This is a genomic window from Pseudarthrobacter sp. NamE5 (assembly GCF_005796225.1).
Taxonomy (GTDB): domain Bacteria; phylum Actinomycetota; class Actinomycetes; order Actinomycetales; family Micrococcaceae; genus Arthrobacter.
Genome location: NZ_VAHO01000012.1, coordinates 38,984 through 55,983, shown reverse-complemented (window position 1 = coordinate 55,983; position 17,000 = coordinate 38,984). Strand labels below are relative to the sequence as shown.

Annotated in this window: 17 protein-coding genes, 6 tRNA genes and 1 riboswitch; of the genes, 8 read left to right on the top strand and 15 right to left on the bottom strand. The window is 65.9% G+C overall.

Annotation, left to right across the window (positions count from 1 at the left end):
• Positions 1-43 precede the first annotated feature (43 nt).
• The 5 genes from FDW84_RS14345 to FDW84_RS14325 form a co-directional block, all read right to left on the bottom strand.
• A complete protein-coding gene (locus FDW84_RS14345; protein ID WP_138610242.1) occupies positions 44-1,165 on the bottom strand; it encodes a threonine aldolase family protein in 1,122 nt (373 codons plus the stop codon).
• Between the two features lie 70 nt (positions 1,166-1,235).
• Entirely contained in the window at positions 1,236-1,952 is a 717-nt protein-coding gene (locus FDW84_RS14340) for an SDR family oxidoreductase (RefSeq protein ID WP_138610195.1), read from the bottom strand.
• Entirely contained in the window at positions 1,949-3,316 is a 1,368-nt protein-coding gene (locus tag FDW84_RS14335; protein ID WP_138610194.1) for a DUF6421 family protein, read from the bottom strand. Before FDW84_RS14335 ends, FDW84_RS14340 begins: the two co-directional genes overlap by 4 nt.
• A gap of 143 nt (positions 3,317-3,459) precedes the next feature.
• On the bottom strand, positions 3,460-3,999 hold the full coding sequence (msrB, locus tag FDW84_RS14330; RefSeq protein ID WP_171046789.1) for a peptide-methionine (R)-S-oxide reductase MsrB: 540 nt from the start codon (positions 3,997-3,999) through the stop codon (positions 3,460-3,462).
• A gap of 14 nt (positions 4,000-4,013) precedes the next feature.
• Complete coding sequence (locus FDW84_RS14325) at positions 4,014-4,505, bottom strand: hypothetical protein (RefSeq protein ID WP_138610193.1); 492 nt, start codon at positions 4,503-4,505, stop codon at positions 4,014-4,016.
• Positions 4,506-4,621: 116 nt separating this feature from the next.
• Here FDW84_RS14325 and FDW84_RS14320 point away from each other — a divergent pair, with 116 nt between their 5' ends.
• The gene (locus FDW84_RS14320) at positions 4,622-5,908 is read left to right on the top strand and encodes an alpha/beta hydrolase family protein (RefSeq protein ID WP_138610192.1); all 1,287 of its coding nucleotides are present in this window, start codon (positions 4,622-4,624) and stop codon (positions 5,906-5,908) included.
• On the opposite strand, the gene ybaK is transcribed toward FDW84_RS14320, so the two are convergent.
• Genes ybaK through FDW84_RS14305 form a run of 3 tightly spaced genes read right to left on the bottom strand, consistent with a single transcriptional unit; the run spans position 5,885 to position 7,822 of the window.
• Positions 5,885-6,391: a Cys-tRNA(Pro) deacylase gene (gene ybaK / locus FDW84_RS14315; protein ID WP_138610191.1), complete on the bottom strand. Its 507-nt coding sequence runs from the start codon at positions 6,389-6,391 to the stop codon at positions 5,885-5,887. The two genes, FDW84_RS14320 and ybaK, sit on opposite strands and share 24 nt — an antisense overlap.
• A gap of 11 nt (positions 6,392-6,402) precedes the next feature.
• Positions 6,403-6,864, bottom strand: coding sequence for a SufE family protein (locus FDW84_RS14310; RefSeq protein ID WP_138610190.1), 462 nt, complete (start codon positions 6,862-6,864; stop codon positions 6,403-6,405).
• Between the two features lie 31 nt (positions 6,865-6,895).
• Entirely contained in the window at positions 6,896-7,822 is a 927-nt protein-coding gene (locus FDW84_RS14305) for a sulfurtransferase (protein WP_138610189.1), read from the bottom strand.
• Positions 7,823-8,037: 215 nt separating this feature from the next.
• On the opposite strand from FDW84_RS14305, the gene zapE reads away from it, so the two are divergent.
• A complete protein-coding gene (gene zapE / locus FDW84_RS14300) occupies positions 8,038-9,075 on the top strand; it encodes a cell division protein ZapE (protein WP_138610188.1) in 1,038 nt (345 codons plus the stop codon).
• Between the two features lie 12 nt (positions 9,076-9,087).
• Here the strand turns inward: zapE and FDW84_RS14295 are convergent, their stop codons facing one another.
• The 7 genes from FDW84_RS14295 to FDW84_RS14265 all read right to left on the bottom strand — a co-directional run bounded on the left by FDW84_RS14295 (position 9,088) and on the right by FDW84_RS14265 (position 11,452).
• Entirely contained in the window at positions 9,088-10,311 is a 1,224-nt protein-coding gene (locus FDW84_RS14295) for a benzoate/H(+) symporter BenE family transporter (RefSeq protein WP_138610187.1), read from the bottom strand.
• A 152-nt stretch (positions 10,312-10,463) separates the two neighbouring features.
• Positions 10,464-10,727 (bottom strand): antitoxin, encoded by a 264-nt coding sequence (locus tag FDW84_RS14290; RefSeq protein WP_138610186.1) that lies wholly within the window; start codon positions 10,725-10,727, stop codon positions 10,464-10,466.
• A gap of 178 nt (positions 10,728-10,905) precedes the next feature.
• Positions 10,906-10,977, bottom strand: a tRNA-Val gene (locus FDW84_RS14285).
• Positions 10,978-11,018: 41 nt separating this feature from the next.
• A tRNA-Gly gene (locus FDW84_RS14280) sits at positions 11,019-11,091 on the bottom strand.
• A gap of 57 nt (positions 11,092-11,148) precedes the next feature.
• Positions 11,149-11,223 (bottom strand) — tRNA-Val (locus FDW84_RS14275).
• Positions 11,224-11,261: 38 nt separating this feature from the next.
• A tRNA-Cys gene (locus FDW84_RS14270) sits at positions 11,262-11,332 on the bottom strand.
• 47 nt (positions 11,333-11,379) lie between these two features.
• A tRNA-Gly gene (locus FDW84_RS14265) sits at positions 11,380-11,452 on the bottom strand.
• Positions 11,453-11,789: 337 nt separating this feature from the next.
• Between FDW84_RS14265 and FDW84_RS14260 the strand changes: the two genes are divergently transcribed.
• The 6 genes from FDW84_RS14260 (at position 11,790) to rpe (ending at position 16,763) form a co-directional block, all read left to right on the top strand.
• Positions 11,790-11,861, top strand: a tRNA-Val gene (locus tag FDW84_RS14260).
• A gap of 105 nt (positions 11,862-11,966) precedes the next feature.
• A complete protein-coding gene (locus tag FDW84_RS14255) occupies positions 11,967-12,827 on the top strand; it encodes a cytochrome (protein ID WP_138610185.1) in 861 nt (286 codons plus the stop codon).
• Between the two features lie 62 nt (positions 12,828-12,889).
• Positions 12,890-13,489, top strand: a complete 600-nt coding sequence (def, locus tag FDW84_RS14250; protein WP_138610184.1) for a peptide deformylase — start codon at positions 12,890-12,892, stop codon at positions 13,487-13,489.
• Positions 13,486-14,406, top strand: a complete 921-nt coding sequence (gene fmt / locus FDW84_RS14245) for a methionyl-tRNA formyltransferase (RefSeq protein ID WP_138610183.1) — start codon at positions 13,486-13,488, stop codon at positions 14,404-14,406. The genes def and fmt overlap by 4 nt, the downstream gene beginning before the upstream one ends.
• Complete coding sequence (locus FDW84_RS14240; protein ID WP_138610182.1) at positions 14,403-15,992, top strand: RsmB/NOP family class I SAM-dependent RNA methyltransferase; 1,590 nt, start codon at positions 14,403-14,405, stop codon at positions 15,990-15,992. The genes fmt and FDW84_RS14240 overlap by 4 nt, the downstream gene beginning before the upstream one ends.
• Positions 15,993-16,082: 90 nt before the next feature.
• A complete protein-coding gene (gene rpe / locus FDW84_RS14235) occupies positions 16,083-16,763 on the top strand; it encodes a ribulose-phosphate 3-epimerase (protein WP_138610181.1) in 681 nt (226 codons plus the stop codon).
• A gap of 39 nt (positions 16,764-16,802) precedes the next feature.
• A riboswitch (FMN riboswitch) is annotated at positions 16,803-16,949 on the top strand.
• Positions 16,950-17,000 lie beyond the last annotated feature (51 nt).

Sequence of the window (17,000 nt, the reverse complement as noted above, 5' to 3'; positions counted from 1 at the left end):
CGCAACCGGAACGGGCGGGGCGGGTAGGCTCGCCGCCCGCTGCCTACGCGGGCTGTCCGTCAAGGCGTCCGGCAGGCTGCCCGTTCCGGCCGCTCTGCAGTTCATGGCGGATCGCGGCAACAAAGGAATCCACATCCTCTTCTGTGGTGTCGAAGGAGCACATCCAGCGCACCTCCCGAATGGCTTCGTTCCAGTCGTAGAACCGGAAGGATGCCCGAAGCCTGTCCGCCACCCCTTCGGGGAGGATGGCGAACACGCCGTTGGATTCGGTCTTCTGGGTGGGATGGACGCCGTCAATGGAGTCGACGGCGGCGCGGAGCCGGGCGGCCATGGCGTTTGCGTGTGCTGCGGACCGCAGCCACAGGTCGCCCTCGAGGAGTGCGATGAACTGTGCGGACATGAAACGCATCTTGGATGCCAGCTGCATGTTCATCTTGCGGAGGTAGACCAGCCCGTGTGCGGCCTCCGGGTTCAGTGCCACCACCACCTCCCCAAAAAGCAGGCCGTTCTTGGTGCCACCGAAGGACAGAATGTCCACCCCGGCGTCCCGGGTGAAGGCCCGCAGCGGGACCTGGAGGTGGGCTGCTGCGTTGGCCAGCCGCGCGCCGTCCATGTGCAGCTTCATTCCCTTGGCGTGGGCGTGCTCCGCGATGGCGCGGACCTCCTCCGGCGTGTAGCAGGTGCCAAGCTCGGTGGTCTGGGTGATGGAGACGGCGAGCGGCTGGGCGCGGTGCTCGTCGCCCCAGCCCCATGCCTCGCGGTCGATCAGCTCCGGCGTGAGCTTGCCGTCCGGCGTCGCGACATGCAGGAGCTTAATGCCGCCGATGCGTTCGGGTGCGCCGTTCTCGTCCATGTTGATGTGCGCGGTGGACGCGCACACGACGGCGCCCCACCGCGGCAGCAGGGACTGCAGCGAAAGGACGTTGGCGCCGGTGCCGTTGAAGACCGGGAAGCTCTCGATGCCAGGCCCGAAATGGTCCTCCAGCAGTTCCTGGAGCCTGGCGGTGTAGTCGTCCTCGCCGTAGGAAACCTGGTGGCCGTCGTTGGCCGCGGCCAGGGCGGCGAGGACTTCAGGATGGACGCCGGAGTAGTTGTCCGAGGCGAACCCGCGCACGGTCGGATCGTGAAGGCGGATCCCGGCGGCGGTTTCGGCAGTGGTTGTCATGGCTTTGCTCACGCTTTCAGTCTAAGTAATGTCAGGAGCCGGCAGGCGGCCGTACAGTCAGGCCCTGGAGTCAGGCCGCCAGCAGCAGCCGCCTGCCGTTGAGTTCAGCAGCGGGGGCCGTGAAGAGTTCCGCGACGGCGCGCGCCAGGTCCGCCACGTCCGTTGCCCCAGGGAAGGAGCGCTCGGGGTGTGCCCGGCGCAGTTCATCGTCCACCAGTGCCTTCACTACCAGGACGACGGCGGCTGCCGGGCCCCCGCCGTTCGCGCCGGCATCCCGCCGGAACCCGTCGGCGACCGCCATGGTCCACGCCTCGGCAGCGGCCTTCGCGGCGACGTAGCTGGCCATGCCCGCGGAAGGCTTGCCGACGGCGGTGGAGGACACTATGGCGAAGCGCCCTTTCGGGGAGGCAGCGACGTCGTCGTAAAAGACCCGTGACACATTGCGGAGCGTGGTGATGGCCCCGCGCTCGAGGAAGTCCCAGTCCTCGTCGGACTGGTCAGTGATGCCCCGGGCGCCCCGCCAGCCGCCCACCAGGTGGATCACGGCGTCCATCGACCCGGCAGCACCGGAGACGGTTGCCCGCAACTGCCGCACGTCCTCCATCCGGGCGAGGTCGCAGACATAGGGCGCAACGCCGTCGCCCGCCTGCTCTGCGGCGGCGTGGATCCGGGCGCGATCAGAACCTACCGTGAAGACGCGGTGGCCCGCGCCCCGAAGGGCGCGGGCCACGGCGATGCCGGAAGCCCCGCTGCCGCCTGTCACCAGGACGTTGGCGTGTTGGCTCACAGCGCTGTGGCCCCGGTAATGCCCGCCGTGGATTCGATGACCGGGCGCATCTTCTTCTCCAGTGCCTCGTAGAACATGGACAGGGGAAACTCGTCATCGAGCACCTGGTCCGTCAGGCCCCGCGGCGGGCCGGTGAGCGGCAGCGCCTCCGGACCCTTGGCCCACACGGAGGCCGGGTGGGGGGTGACCGTTGCAGAGATCAGCTGGTAGGCGGCGAGCCAGTGGGCCGTCTTGGGGCGGTCGATGGAGCGCCAGTACAGGTCGTCGATTTTGTCGCCCAATGCGATCACGGCGCCGGCCACTTCATCCCAGTCGATGCTGAGCCGGGTGTCGGTCCAGTGCAGGACGTGCTGCTGGTGCAGCCAGGCAAACAGGAGCTGGCCCCCCAGTCCGTCGTAGTTCCGGACCCGGCTGCCGGTGATGGCAAAGCGGAAGATGCGGTCAAAGATGATCGCGTACTGCACAAGCTTCGCGTGGCGGCGGGCCTCCGGGTCGGCGTCCTCATCCTTCTCGATCCGCACCGATTCGCGGAAGGCGGTCAGGTCGCAGCGCAGCTCCTCGAGGGAGTAGAGGAAAAACGGCATCCGCTGCTTGATCATGAACGGATCGAACGGCAAGTCGCCGCGCATGTGGGTCCGGTCATGGATCAGGTCCCACATGACGAACGTGGCCTCGGTCAGGTCCTGGCCGGCAAGCATCTCCGCGGCGCCCTCGGGCAGCTCGAGGGAGGTGGTCTCCGCAGCGGCCTTAAGGACACGGCGGAACCTCGCCGCTTCCCGGTCCGCGAAAATCGCACCCCAGGTAAAGGTGGGCGTCCTGCTGACTGCCACTGTCTCGGGGAAGAGCACTGCCGAGTTGGTGTCGTAACCGGCCGTGAAGTCCACGAACCGGATGGGCACGAAGAGCTTGTTGGAATAGTCCCCGGCTTCCAGCCCGGCAATGAACTCGGGCCAGATCACCTCCACCAATACCGCCTCCACCAGGCGGTGGCTGCTGCCATTCTGGGTGTACATGGGAAAGACCACCAGGTGCTGGAGGCCGTCGTGGCGCTGTTCCTGCGGCTGGAACGCGAGGAGGGATGCCAGGAAATCCGGCGCGGGGAACCCTGCACCTGCCCAGCTGGAGAAATCGGCGCAGACCGCTTCGAGATAGGCGGTGTCATGCGGGAAGACGGGGGTGAGGGCACGGATGGCGTCGATGATGTTCCCGACGAGGGCAGTGGCTTCTGCATGGGTTGCTGCGTCAGGGATGGAGCCGTCCTGGACCTGGAGGGCCTGAAGCCCGGTGGCAGCGGCCTTCAACCGCATCCAGTCCTTGTTTTCGGACGAAATCCCAGTCACTGCGGTAATCAAAGTTTCGGTCATCGTCGCCTGCCTTTCTGGTTGCTTGCTATTCACCTGGAGCGTAGCAAGCAACCAGAAGGGCTAATGCCAAGAAGTCCTTAGCTTAAGAGACTCTTGGTCTAAGTGCTTGGAAGCAAGGCGCGAGCAGGTCCTTCGCTGGCGGATCATGCCTCCGGCCGCATGCCTTTGACCTGCGGTTCTTCTGCTGGGACGAGCCGGATGGAGATGGAATTGATGCAATAACGCTGGTCAGTGGGGGTCCCGTAGCCCTCGCCCTCAAACACGTGACCAAGATGGGAGTCGCATGCGGCGCAGCGGACCTCTATCCGGTCCATCCCCAGGGTGCGGTCGTGGATGTAGCGGACGTTCCCCTCCGCCAAAGGCGCCCAGAAGGACGGCCAGCCGCAGTGGGAATCAAACTTTTCGTGGCTCGTGAAAAGTTCGATTCCGCAGGCGCGGCACTGGTAGACACCGGCAGTATGGGTGTCCCAGTACTCGCCCGTGTATGGACGCTCGGTTCCCGCCTGGCGGAGCACGTAGTACTCCTCCGGCGTCAATTCCTGGCGCCACTGCTCATCAGTTTTCGCAACACGCCTAGCCGTTGCGGCGGAATCAGGGGAGGAATCAGCGGCCGCTGCTTCCTCAGCCGAGGTGGAGGTATCGGCGGCCTTGTTTCCGAAAATGCTGTTTCCGAAGATGCTCATAGTGTCCTCAACGCTCACGAGTCACCGATAAATCCCGATCCTGCGTACAGATGCAGGACGGGTACGCCCAGCTGGTCCTGGGCCTTGTTGGCCCAGTCCGTGTGGAAGGTGTCCGCCACGGCGTGGGGCCGGGTAATGACCACTGCCTGGGTTGCGCCGGTCTCACGGACCTTGGACACCAGCCCGTCGACAGCCCCGCCGTCCACCACTTCCCCCGTAACCCCGGATCCGAGTCCCTCCAGTGCCGCCAGTGACACGGCCAGGGTCTCGGCGGCCTGCGCCCGCTCCTGGCTGGGATCCGGTGCGTGGGCAGTCAGGTCGCGGAATGCCTTGGCTATGTCGAGCAGGGAAAGGTTTTCGAGGAAGTCCACCAGCAGGTGCCGCTCCGTGTTGGCGGGCACCAGCACCACCAGCCGTGTATCTGCCCCGTCCACGAGGCGTTCGATGTTCCGGCGGTCGTCCGCCCCCAGGGGCTCTTCGGTCAGGATGACGATGGGTTCACTCATGGGCCTAGCCTAGCCCTGCAGCGCGGCGCAGCGCATGGGTCGGCGCACGCCTTTGACCGGGCCGGATGTCCGCGGCGGAATGCAGGCTTCGGTGGCGGGGCGGTAAGAATAGTCTCATGGCACCTTTCCAACGCTCCCGCCCCGCCCCCGCCACAACCGCTTCGGATTCCGGCAGGATATCGCTGCAGGCAAAGTGGGCGCTGGCCGGGGCCATCGGAGGGGGCGGCCTGGCGGGCCTCCTGGCAACGGGTTCGTCTGCGCTCGCCGTGTATTTCGCCAGGCGGGTCATTACCCCTGCCCGCCAGCGGGCTGCTGACCAGGAAATTCTTGCCCTGATCAGGGACGGCCAGCGGCAGCAGGCAATTTTTGCCGCTACTGACGACACCACCGTGGACGGTGTGTACGGATTCTTTTTTGACGGCGGCAGGGGGCATGCGAGGATCGGCCGGATCGTCTCCTACTCGCCAGCGGACCGGACCGTGCTCCGGGAGGTTGAGGCGGTCTACGCCGGAGACCTCTCCACGGCCCGCCGTGGATGGTGGAGCGGCGCTGTCTATCCTGACCCGGCCGCCGTCGGAATTCCCTACGAGGACGTGCTGATCGACGTGGAGCGCGGGCAGGCTCCGGCCTGGCTGGTCCGCGCCGGCGGGACAGCGCGCACATGGGCAGTGATGGTCCATGGACGCGGTGCCACCCGGCAGGAGGCGCTGCGCGCGGTGGGTCCGGCTCTCGAACTCGGGCTTACCAGCCTCCTGGTCTCCTACCGGAACGACGGCCTGGCCCCGTCCGCAGACGACGGCCGTTATGGCCTGGGCACCACTGAGTGGCGCGACATTGAAGCAGCCATCGAATATGCCCTGGCCCGAGGTGCGGAAGAGGTTGTGCTGTTCGGGTGGTCGATGGGCGGCGCCATCTGCCTGCAGACCGCCGACCTGTCCCGCTACCGCCACCTGATCCGGGCGATGGTGCTCGATGCGCCGGTGACGGACTGGGTCAATGTCCTTGCCCACCACGCGCAGATCCACCGCATCCCGTCCGTGGTAGGGCGTTACGGGCAGCTTATGCTGGGCCACCCCCTGGGGCGGCGGCTCACGGGTTTGTCGGCGCCGGTGGACCTGAAGGTGATGGACTGGGTGTCCCGGGCGGTTGAACTGCGCACCCCCACCCTGATCCTGCACAGCGTCGACGACGAATACGTGCCGTACGAACCCTCCGCACTGCTCGCCGAGCGTAACCCGGAGATGGTGACCTTCGAGCCCTTCCACCGGGCGCGGCACACCAAGGAATGGAATGTTGACCGGGAGCGGTGGGAGGGCAGGGTCAAAGCATGGCTGCGGCAGCAGCTGGCGCCCAGGCTGAACCCCGGCGCGCTGGGCGGCTCACTTGCCGCCCGGAACCAATGAGCTGATCGGTGCCGTGAGGGCGTCCGTGAGGCGGATCAGGTCTGCAGGCGCGAGCTCGACGTCCAGCCCGCGCCTGCCGCCGGAGACCAGCAGCGTCTCCAGTGCCAGCGCGGTCGCATCCAGCACCGTGGGGGAGGGCAGCCGCTGGCCCAGCGGCGAGATCCCGCCGAGCACGTAGCCGGTGCGCCGCTGTGCTGCGGCAGGGTCCGCCATTGCGGCTTTCTTGGCACCCATCGCTGCGGCAAATGCCTTCAGGTCCAGGCTGCCGCTGACCGGCACAATACCCACCGCCAGCCTGCCTTCGACCTCCACCATCAGCGTTTTGAAGACCCGCGCGGGGTCGATGCCGAGGACTTCCGCCGCCTCCGCACCATAGCTTGCCGCGGCAGGATCGTGGGCATAGGGATGCAGCACAAAGGGAATCCCGGCCGCGGCGAGTGCCGCTGTGGCCGGGGTTCCCTGGGCAGTGCTTTTGCGTGCCACCCCGTGCCGGGTTAGGCGCGGACGCCGGAGGCCGCGGCCACCTTGCGCTTGATCCGCCCGAGCATCGCGGTCATGCCCCGCATGCGCAGCGGCGTGATCGCCCTGGTGAGACCGAGCAGTTCAGGCATGTCGTCCGGAACGGACAGGATCTCCTCAGGCGAGAGCCCGTCAAGCCCCTCGTGCAGCACACCGGCGAAACCCCGCGTGGTGGGTGCCTCGGCCGGGGCTTTGAAGAAGAGGCGCACCGCAGCCGGCCGGCCGTCGTCGTTTTTTTCCGTTTCGATAGTAAGGAACAACGGCGACTGGCACTCCACCACCTGCTCGAGCAGCTCGGGATGGTCGGTGAGCCGCCCCGGCAGCTCCGGCAGTCCTTCAGAGAATTCCAGCAGCAGCTGCAGCCGCTCGGGCTCGCTGAGGGCCTGGAAGTCGTCCACGATCTCCGCCAGGGCGGAAGGCAAGGCTTGAGTAGTCATCGGTACAAGTTTACGCGGGACACAGTCCGCGTCAGACTCCTACCGAAACGGGAAAGGAACCGCGCTCCGCGCCCTTTACGATGGGAACACGCACGGCGTTGCCCCACTCGGTCCAGGAACCGTCGTAGTTGCGGACGGATTCGAAGCCCAGCAGATACTTTAGGGCGAACCAGGTGTGGCTGGAACGCTCGCCGATGCGGCAGTAGGCCACCACGTCGTCGCCTGCGGTGAGGCCTGCCTCCCCGAGGTAAATTGCTTCGAGTTCCTCACGGCTCTTGTATGTTCCGTCGGCGTTGGCTGCCCGCGCCCAGGGCACAGAAGCGGCAGTGGGGATGTGGCCGCCACGCAGCGCGCCCTCCTCGGGGTAGGCCGGCATGTGGGTGCGCTGGCCCGTGTATTCCTCCGGGGAGCGGACATCGATGAGCGGGCCCGTGCCGAGGTGCGCCAGGACGTCCTCCTTAAAAGCGCGGATGGGGGTGTCGTCCCGCTCCACCACAGGGTAGTTGCCGGCTGCCGGCGCCGGCCTGTCCTTGGTCAGTTCCCGGCCCTCGGCAATCCACTTGTCCCGGCCGCCGTCGAGCAGGCGCACGTCCTGGTGGCCGAAGAGCGTGAAGACCCACAGGGCATAGGCAGCCCACCAGTTGGACTTGTCACCATAGATCACCACGGTGCTGTCCCGGGAGATTCCCTTCGACGCCGCGAGCTTGGCAAACGCGGCCCCGTCCACATAGTCGCGGGTCACCTCGTCATTCAGGTCCGTGTGCCAGTCGATCTTCACGGCACCGGGAACGTGGCCGGTTTCGTACAGGAGTACGTCCTCATCGGATTCGACAACCACCAAGTCGCCGTTGGCAACGGCGCCACTTTCGATTGCCGCGGCCAGCCACTCGGTGGAAACGAGCCGTTCCGGGTGCGCGTAGGCTGCGAACTTTTCATTTTGTTCAATGGGGTAGGGCATGATGTTGGCCTTTCATTGAGAGCACGGGTATCCGCGGGACCGGCATAGGGACCTGCTCCCAGACTAGCCAGCGCCCCCCGACCCTGTCCGTATTCCGTTAACAGGACGAAATGTTGGCTTCATCACGCCGGGCAGCGAATGGCCAGCAGAACCGGGGGCGGTTTCATATTGCCGGTATCCTTTCTGGGGACCTCCTACCAGCAGAACGGACCACCTTGGTACAGATCGAACAGCTTGCCGCCCGCACCCCGGCAGTTTCGGTGGATGAACTCCTCCAGGGCTTCTACCCTTCGCCGAGGTTCGGCCAGGTTTCCTTTGCCAGCTACCGGCCCGATCCCAGGCAGCCCAGCCAGGCCCACGCCCGGCGGGCTCTCGAGGGTTTCGCGGAGGGCGTGGGATCCGGTGACGGCGGGGGGCTCTTCAAGAAGCTGTTCGGCAAGAAGGATGACAGCCGGGCCGGCATCTACCTGGACGGCGGTTTCGGCGTGGGGAAGACCCACCTGCTTGCCTCGTTGTGGCACGCTGCCCCGGGCCCCAAGGCCTTTGGCACCTTCGTGGAGTACACCAACCTCGTAGGTGCCCTGTCCTTCCGCAAGACCGTGGATGCCCTGAGCGGCTACAAACTCGTGTGCATCGACGAGTTTGAACTGGATGATCCGGGCGACACCGTCCTGATGTCCCGGCTCATGCGCGAACTGGCCGACGCCGGCGTCAAGCTTGCTGCCACATCCAACACGCTGCCCGGGTCGCTTGGCGACGGACGCTTTGCCGCAGTCGACTTCCAGCGGGAAATTCAGGTGCTCGCGGACCAGTTCGATGTCATCAGGATCGACGGCGAGGACTTCCGCCACCGCGGGCTGCCCGCGGCTCCGGCCCCGCTGAAGAACAGTGAGCTCGCTTCCCACATGAAGGCGGAGTTCGACGGCAAGACCGTGGCCCAGGATGAATTTCCCACGCTGATCCATCATCTCGCGGGCGTGCACCCCAGCCGCTATCGCCAACTGATCGATGGGATCGACGGCGTGGTGTGGCGCAATGTTGAGACCATCACCGAGCAGGCGGTGGCCCTGAGGTTCGTAGTGCTTGCCGACAGGCTCTATGACAAGGACGTGCCCATCCTCGCCAGCGGCGTCCCCTTCGACCAGTTGTTCACCGAGGAAATGATGACCGGGGGCTACATGAAAAAGTACTTCCGTGCCGTTTCCCGGCTTACCGCGCTGGCCCGTGAAGGCCAGAACCACGAACCGTCCTAGCAGCTGTTCCCCTCAGGCTCCGGGACGGGGGTCGCGTGGCCTCAGGACCGCACGGACCAACAGCCCGGCCGCCAGGGCCCAGAACGCGGAGCCGATGCCGAAGAAGGCAAGCCCGGAGGCCGCCATCAGGAAGGTGACGGCTGGGGCGATCCTGTCCTCCGGGTCCGCCAGGGCGGCCGAAACTGAGCCAGCCAGTGTCCCCAGGAGCGCCAGGCCGGCCACAGCTTCCAGCATGCCTGCCGGCGCTGCTGCTACCAGCGTCACCAGCGCCGCGGAGAACCCGGCGAGTACCAGATAGGCAAGCCCGGACGTGAAGCCGGCAACCCAGCGGCGGTTCCTTTCGGGCCCCGCCTCTTCACCTGCTGCCAGGGCGGCGCTGAGCGCGGCGAGATTGATCGCGTGGCCGCCAAGCGGGGCAGCAAGTGCTGTTCCGGCGCCGGTCACCAACATGGACGCGCGCCATGGGGTCTCGTAGCCGAAGGAACGAAGCACGGCCACGCCGGGAACGTTTTGGGATGCCATGGTCACCACAAAAAGGGGAAGGGCGATCCCCGCCATCGCCTGGAGGCTGAAGGCCGGTACGGTCCAGGCCAGGGCGGGGAGGAATCCGGCCCCGTCCAGGGCCGTGCCGCCGGCAGCGAGGGATATTCCGATCACAGTCAGTGCCACCAGCAGCGCTGCGGGCACGGACCAGCGGGGCGCGAACTTCATCATCAGCAACCAGGAGATGATGACCGGCGCCACGAACAGCGGAACGCTGCCCAGCGCCTTGAATGGTGCCAGGCAGAGCTGCAGCAGCACTCCGGCGAGCATCGCCTGGGCAAGGGTCACCGGAATCCCGGCCATCAACCGCCCCAGCGCAGGGACCAGGCCGGTCATCGCAATCAGTACCCCGGCGGCCAGGAAGGCTCCCACGGCGGCCGGCCACCCGCCGTCGGCCGTTCCCGACGTTGCCAGCAAGGCAGCGCCGGGAGTTGACCATGCCAGCGTCACCGGAACTTTGAACCGCCAGGAAAGGAACAGCACACCGAGCCCCACCGCGAGTGTCAGTGCGAGCAGGCCCGAGGCCGCCTGCGCGGGGTCGGCGCCCACGGACTGCAGGCCCGCCAGGACCACCGCGAAGGAAGAGGTGAAGCCGACCAGGGCGGTCACAATGCCCGCCACTGCCGGCCTGCTGTCAAGCTTTGGCTGCCCGGGGGACTGCTGCGCCTTCACGGGTGCGGGGGACTTCGCCATACGGGCAGGTTACCGGCACTGCCGGACGAACCTTCGATTAAGCGGGTACACAACGCGCTGCCGGGCCGATTAAACGCAAAAGGCGCGGGTGCCGCCTCCCGGCGGGACCCGCGCCCTGTTGACGCGCTGGGGGCAAGCCCTGGACTGAACCTTTACGGAGTCCTGTCAGCCGGCGGAACCGGGTTGACGGGAGGGACCGGCGGAACCTGCCCGGCGGCAGGTGCCTGGCCCGGCGTTCCGTTCTTGTCAATGAGCTTGGAAGCACCATGCTGGATCTTGTCGATGTGGCCGGAGTACTTGCGTCCGGTCTTGGCATCGACGAGATCGCCGGCCTTGCTGATGCCGTTCTTGATGGCCTGCTCGTTGCCGTGGATCAGACCCTGAGCCTTGCCCTTTAAGTCGCCAAATAGTCCCACGAGCACCTCCCTTCAATCGCGGAGCCAGGTCGCTCCTCCGCATTCGATCTTAAGCCTGCGGGGATGGCCTGCCAAGGGAATCCGCGGCTTTAGACGTTCGCCAGCAGCGGATGTGCTCTCAGGGTTGGGCTTGCCCTGTCCGGGCACGAAAAAAGCAGCTCCGGGGAGCTGCTTGATGTGGGCGATACTGGGATCGAACCAGTGACCTCTTCCGTGTCAGGGAAGCGCGCTACCGCTGCGCCAATCGCCCCGAACCGGAAGGCCGGCTGTTGGGATTATTAGAAGTAAGAGAGCGGACGACGAGATTCGAACTCGCGACATCCACCTTGGCAAGGTGGTGCTCTACCAGCTGAGCTACGTCCGCATATGAAGTCCGCTCCGGCAATTGCCGGGCGTACTGCATGAAGCAAGTTTCCTTGCTTGGTGGGCGATACTGGGATCGAACCAGTGACCTCTTCCGTGTCAGGGAAGCGCGCTACCGCTGCGCCAATCGCCCATTGCATCCGGAACAACCGGAAACCATGGTTTTCACCGAGGTGGGTACGGGATTCGAACCCGTGTATACGGCTTTGCAGGCCGCTGCCTCGCCTCTCGGCCAACCCACCGTGTAAGCGTCGATTCCGAAGAACTTTTGCTGTGACAGTGTCCTGCGAGCGGACGACGAGATTCGAACTCGCGACATCCACCTTGGCAAGGTGGTGCTCTACCAGCTGAGCTACGTCCGCATTTTGGAGGCTTGATTCCCTGCCGTTCCCGGCATTTCCTCGCGTTCCAACGAGTAAAAACAATATAGGAGGTTCAGGGATTCTCCAAATCGCCCGCAACAGTCCGCCGGGACATGACCCTGCTTCCCAGCAATGGCGCGGAACAGGGGAGTTACACCTGTGTAATTCACGACGGCGGGATGGCACCTTAGGGAGTGGTGGCAGCGCTGCTTGGGGTTTCCAATTGCTTAGTCCGGCTGCTTTGCCAGCGGGCCTTGCCACTGGCGGGCAAGCCCTTCAGGGCCTGGCTGGCCGATTTTTGAATTGGGGCAGAGTCCGCTAGCATTCAAATGCATCAGGGCGATTGGCGCAGTGGTAGCGCGCTTCGTTCACACCGAAGAGGTCACTGGTTCGAACCCAGTATCGCCCACCGCACAGAGGTCCGTTTCCGCTCGTTCGCAGCGGAGACGGACCTTTTTTGTGCGCGCACCTGTGCCTGGAGATTTTGTCGGCCCCCTGTGAAAGAGTCTTTTGTATGACTGATCCACTTCTTGCCCATGCCACCGAATACGGCAGGATGTACGCCCGGTCCACGTCGGAACAGTTCTCGGTGCCGTCCATCACCACCGTGATCAGCCAGCAGCCGCACGGGCTGGACGGGTGGTTCGGCTACATGGGTGCGAGCAGCCTGGCCAACGATCCCCTGCTGTCGGACTGCCTGGGGAGCCCCGCCAAGATCAAGCAGGCCGTCAACCGTGCCGCGAAAGCTGCAGAGATCTACCGGGACGAGGCAGCAAAGCGCGGAGACCGCGTGCATAACTACTGTGAGCAGGTTGCACTTCGTGCGCTGGGCCGTCCGCACACCATTAAGGAAGCGCGGGAGGCCTTGGCAGCCAACGGCGAAGAAGCCTTTGCTGTGCGTTTCGACGAATGGTGGGAACTGTTCAGGGTGGAACCCATCGCGCCCGAAATCACTGTCTGGAACAATGCCGTGGGCTACGCCGGAACGCTGGACCTGGTGGCCCGCATCAATGGGCGCATCTGCCTGATCGATTACAAGACCAAGGGAACCACCCGTGACGGCCTGGTCAAGCCGCTCGATGACAAGGTGGTGATGCAGCTGGTGGCCGGCATGAAGGCCGAAGAAAGCCTGGTGGATCCGGTGGCCGGAACTTGGGAGCCGTGGAAGTACGGTGAGAACCCTGTCCTGCTGGCTGTCGCCATCGGGGAAACCGAAGTTCGTCCCGTCCGGGCCAACCCGGAAGTCCTTAAGCACCACTGGTGGAAGTTCTGTGCCCTCCGGCGGGTGTGGGAGCTCTCGGCAGACACGATCAGCGCCGGCGCTGCACTGCTTCCCATCGCGCCGCCGCCGCTGGCACAGGCGCAAACCGCCTAAGGCCGGGCTGCGCCTAAACTGGATTGGTCCCCATTACCGGCAACCGTGAGGAAATACTGTCCATGGCAATCCTGAATATCCGCATCATCGGCGATCCTGTGCTCCGCACGGTGGCCGATCCCGTGACGGAGTTCGGGCCTGAACTGGCCAAGCTGGTGGCGGACATGACCGAAACCATGGAGGACGTGGACGGTGCGGGCCTGGCAGCGCCGCAGGTAGGCGTCAGTAAGCGGGTTTTCACGTACCGCATCGACGGTATTGAAGGACACATCATCAACCCTGTGCTGGAGAACAGCGAGGACTTCCAGCCGGACCAGGTGGAAGGCTGCCTGTCCATCCCCGGTCTGGGCTTTCCCGTTCGCCGCTTCCGTGCCACCCGTGTCACCGGGGTGGACATGCACGGAAACCCGGTCACGGTAGAGGGGGATGGGCTGCTGGCACGCTGCTTCCAGCACGAAAATGACCATCTGGACGGCATCCTCTATACCGATCGGCTGGAAGGCGAGGACCGCAAAGCTGCCCTGCGCTCCATCCGCAACGCCAACTACGATTCGATCACTGAGCGGACGACGGCGAAGCGCGCCAGGACGGTAGGCTCCAGTTTCGGCGGTTCCGCGCCCGGCTCCAGCTTTGGTGCCGGGACGGCCGGTACCGCAGGGTGAGGGTTTTGTTTGCGGGAACACCCGCCGTCGCCGTCCCTTCCCTGGACGCGCTGGTCAATGCCGGATTCGACGTTGCTGCGGTGCTGACGCGTCCCGACGCGCCGGTCGGCCGCAAACGCGTGCTGACCCCGTCGCCCGTTGCCGCACGGGCTGCGGAACTGGGGATTGAGGTCATCCACGCGGCCCGCATCGACGCCGATGCAACGGCGAGGATCTCGGCAGTTGAGCCGGACGTCGCGGCCATCGTGGCCTACGGCGGGCTGGTACCCGCCGCTGCGCTGGGCATACCCCGGCACGGCTGGATCAACCTGCACTTCTCCCTGCTCCCTGCCTGGCGCGGAGCTGCACCCGTGCAGCGGTCCATCATGGCAGGGGACGATGTCACCGGGGCAGCCACCTTCCTGCTTGAAGAGGGGCTGGACACCGGACCGGTCTTCGGAACGGTGACGGAATCCGTGGGACCCGAGGATACTGCCGGGCAACTCCTGGAACGGCTGTCGCACAGCGGCGCGGTCCTCCTGGCGCAGACACTGTCCGCCATTGAGGCGGGCAAGGCCAAGCCCCAGCCGCAGTCAGGCGAGGTGTCGCTGGCGCCGAAGCTGACCCTCGAGGACGGCCGCCTCAACTGGCGCCATCCGGCGCTGGCCATCGGCCGGCAGGCCCGGGGTGTCACCCCTGAGCCCGGTGCGTGGACTCTGCTGGACGGGCAGCGCGTGAAGCTGGAACCGGTGCGGCTGCGGCCCGACGTCGACGGCCTTGCACCCGGCGCCATCTCCATTAGTGGCAAAAGCGTGCTGGTGGGCACCGGCTCGCACGCGGTGGAACTGACCAGGATCCAGCCTGCGGGCAAAAAGATGATGGCTGCTGCTGATTGGGCACGCGGCATGGCTTCCCTTGAAAGCGTGGTGTTCGAATGAGCGGGTCCGGCGGAGATTCAGGCGGGCGCAGCAGCGCCGGACGCGGGGGGCAAGGCAACGCCGGACAGGGTGGCGGCCGCGGCAAGGGCGGACCGAGGGACAACAGCCGACGCAATGCCAAGGGCCGCGAACGCAACCGCGGTCCGCAGCGCAGCTATACGGAGAATACGCCGGCCCAGCGGACCCGCCGGGCTGATCCCGCGAGGCTGGTGGCCTTCGAGGTCCTGCGTGCAGTGGCATCCGAGGACGCGTATGCGAACCTGGTGCTCCCTGCCCGGATCCGGCACCACGGACTGGACAAACGTGATGCCGGTTTCGCTACCGAGCTGACCTACGGGGCGCTTCGCGGCCAAGGCACTTATGACGCCATTCTGGCCCGCTGCGTGGACCGCCCGCTGGACCAGCTTGACCCAGCCGTCCTGGACGCACTCCGCATTGGAGTGCACCAGTTGGTGGCCATGCGCGTCCCGGCACATGCCGCGCTGGACCAGACGGTTGGACTGGCCCGTGCCGTCATCGGCGCTGGCCCGTCAGCCCTCATCAATGCCGTACTGCGCAAAGTCGCTGCCCACACCCTTGAAGAGTGGCTGGAGCTGCTGGTCTCAGGAGAGACAGACGAAACGAAAGTGACGGCACTTCGCTATGCCCACCCGGAATGGATAGTCCGCGCCATGCGCCAGTCCCTGGTGGCGCACGGGCGCCCGGCTGCCGAAATCCAGGAGCTTCTGGAGGCGGACAACGCAGCCCCCGTAGTGAACCTCGTAGCCCTGCCGGGCCTGGGCAACCTGGATGAGGCGCTGGACCAGGGCGCCGTCCCCGGCGAACTGGTCGAAGGCTCGGCCCTCTCCAGCGGTGGTGACCTGGGGCGGTTCCCGTCCGTCCGGGAAGGGACCATGCGCGTCCAGGACGTCGGTTCCCAGCTGGTGGCCCGTGCCATGGCGGCCGTTGACCTCCAGCAGGGCGCAGACGGGCCGGACAGTAGAGGACCAGAGGCCTGGCTGGACTTGTGCGCCGGTCCGGGCGGGAAGGCCGCCTTGCTGGGCGCCCTTGCGAAGCAGCGGGGCGCGACGCTGTTGGCCAACGAGATGGCACCACACCGCGCCAGGCTTGTCAGCCAGGCGCTTGCGGCCGTGCCGCGGGAAACCTGGGAGGTCCGGATGGGAGACGGGCGCGAGGTGGGTTCGGAACAGCCCGAAGCTTTTGACCGTGTCCTGGTGGACGTTCCCTGCAGCGGGCTGGGAGCCTTGCGGCGCCGGCCCGAGTCCCGCTGGCGCCGTTCCCCCAAGGACCTGGCGGACCTGGGTCCGCTGCAGCGCGAACTCCTTGCTTCGGCCCTCGCAGCCGTCCGGCCCGGCGGAGTGGTGGCGTACGTGACCTGTTCGCCGCATCCAGCGGAAACCACCGCCGTCGTGTCAGACGCCCTCCGCAAGCGTGACGACCTCGAACTCCTTGATGCCGGTGCTGCCCTGGACGCCGTCAGCCTGCCTGGGAAGCTGGACGCCGGGCACGATTCCACAGCCCAGCTGTGGCCGCATGTCCACGGGACCGACGCCATGTTCCTCGCGCTCATCCACAAGAAGGCCTGAGTAAAGCAGGACGCGAAACCGCCGCGCCGGTGGCGGCGGCCGTTGCCGCCGCTACAAACCCACTTCCGCAATCAGTGAAAGGCAGTCCCTGTGACGCAATGCTGCATCAATCCGAGCATCCTCTCCGCCGATTTTGTCAACCTGGAGGCCGAACTGCAGCGCATCAGCACCGCTGACGCCGTGCACGTGGATGTCATGGACAACCACTTCGTCCCCAACCTGACCATCGGGCTGCCCGTGGTGCAGCGGATCCAGGCCGTGAGCCCCGTTCCCCTCGACGCGCACCTCATGATCGCAGACGCAGACCGCTGGGCCCCCGGCTTCGCCGACGCGGGCCTGGCGTCGGTGACATTCCACGCGGAGGCGTCCATCGCCCCCGTAAAGCTCGCACGGGAACTTCGCAGCAGGGGAGCAAAAGCAGGCATGGCCCTTCGTCCTGCAACTCCCGTTGAGCCGTACCTGGACATGCTGTTCGAACTGGACATGCTGCTCATCATGACTGTCGAGCCCGGGTTCGGGGGCCAGGCATTCCTTGATTGCACCCTGCCCAAGATCCGCCGGGCGCGCGCCGCCATCGACGGCTCAGGGATCAACGTCGCCCTCCAGGTTGATGGCGGCATCACCGAGGAGACCATCGTCCGCGCCGCCGAAGCGGGGGCCAACGTCTTTGTTGCCGGCTCGGCCGTCTACGGTGCGGAGGATCCGGAGGCTGCCATCAAGCGGCTGCGCGCGGAGGGCAGCCGGACGTTACGTTCGGCGTCGGCGGAATAACCGGGGGCCAGCGCCGGTTATGGCACAATAACAACACACATACGTGCTCCGGGGTCGGTGTAAGTCCGAACCGGCGGTGACAGTCCGCGACCCGCGAGCCGGAGGTTTCCTGGAAGCCCCGGCGGACGGTTGAACCGGTGGAATTCCGGTACCGACAGTTAAAGTCTGGATGAGAGAAGCACGTACAGCTGTATCTGTGGGGCCATCAAGGCTCCGCAGCCTTCTGCTGTCGTATAT

What these genes read in the sequence shown, in the direction of transcription:
- FDW84_RS14345 (WP_138610242.1), bottom strand. Translation starts at nt 1,165, where the DNA reads ATGACAACCACTGCCGAAACCGCCGCCGGGATCCGCCTTCACGATCCG.
- FDW84_RS14335 (WP_138610194.1), bottom strand. Translation starts at nt 3,316, where the DNA reads ATGACCGAAACTTTGATTACCGCAGTGACTGGGATTTCGTCCGAAAAC.
- msrB (WP_171046789.1), bottom strand. Translation starts at nt 3,999, where the DNA reads ATGAGCATCTTCGGAAACAGCATTTTCGGAAACAAGGCCGCCGATACC.
- FDW84_RS14325 (WP_138610193.1), bottom strand. Translation starts at nt 4,505, where the DNA reads ATGAGTGAACCCATCGTCATCCTGACCGAAGAGCCCCTGGGGGCGGAC.
- FDW84_RS14320 (WP_138610192.1), top strand. Translation starts at nt 4,622, where the DNA reads ATGGCACCTTTCCAACGCTCCCGCCCCGCCCCCGCCACAACCGCTTCG.
- FDW84_RS14310 (WP_138610190.1), bottom strand. Translation starts at nt 6,864, where the DNA reads ATGACTACTCAAGCCTTGCCTTCCGCCCTGGCGGAGATCGTGGACGAC.
- FDW84_RS14305 (WP_138610189.1), bottom strand. Translation starts at nt 7,822, where the DNA reads ATGCCCTACCCCATTGAACAAAATGAAAAGTTCGCAGCCTACGCGCAC.
- FDW84_RS14295 (WP_138610187.1), bottom strand. Translation starts at nt 10,311, where the DNA reads ATGGCGAAGTCCCCCGCACCCGTGAAGGCGCAGCAGTCCCCCGGGCAG.
- FDW84_RS14255 (WP_138610185.1), top strand. Translation starts at nt 11,967, where the DNA reads ATGACTGATCCACTTCTTGCCCATGCCACCGAATACGGCAGGATGTAC.
- def (WP_138610184.1), top strand. Translation starts at nt 12,890, where the DNA reads ATGGCAATCCTGAATATCCGCATCATCGGCGATCCTGTGCTCCGCACG.
- FDW84_RS14240 (WP_138610182.1), top strand. Translation starts at nt 14,403, where the DNA reads ATGAGCGGGTCCGGCGGAGATTCAGGCGGGCGCAGCAGCGCCGGACGC.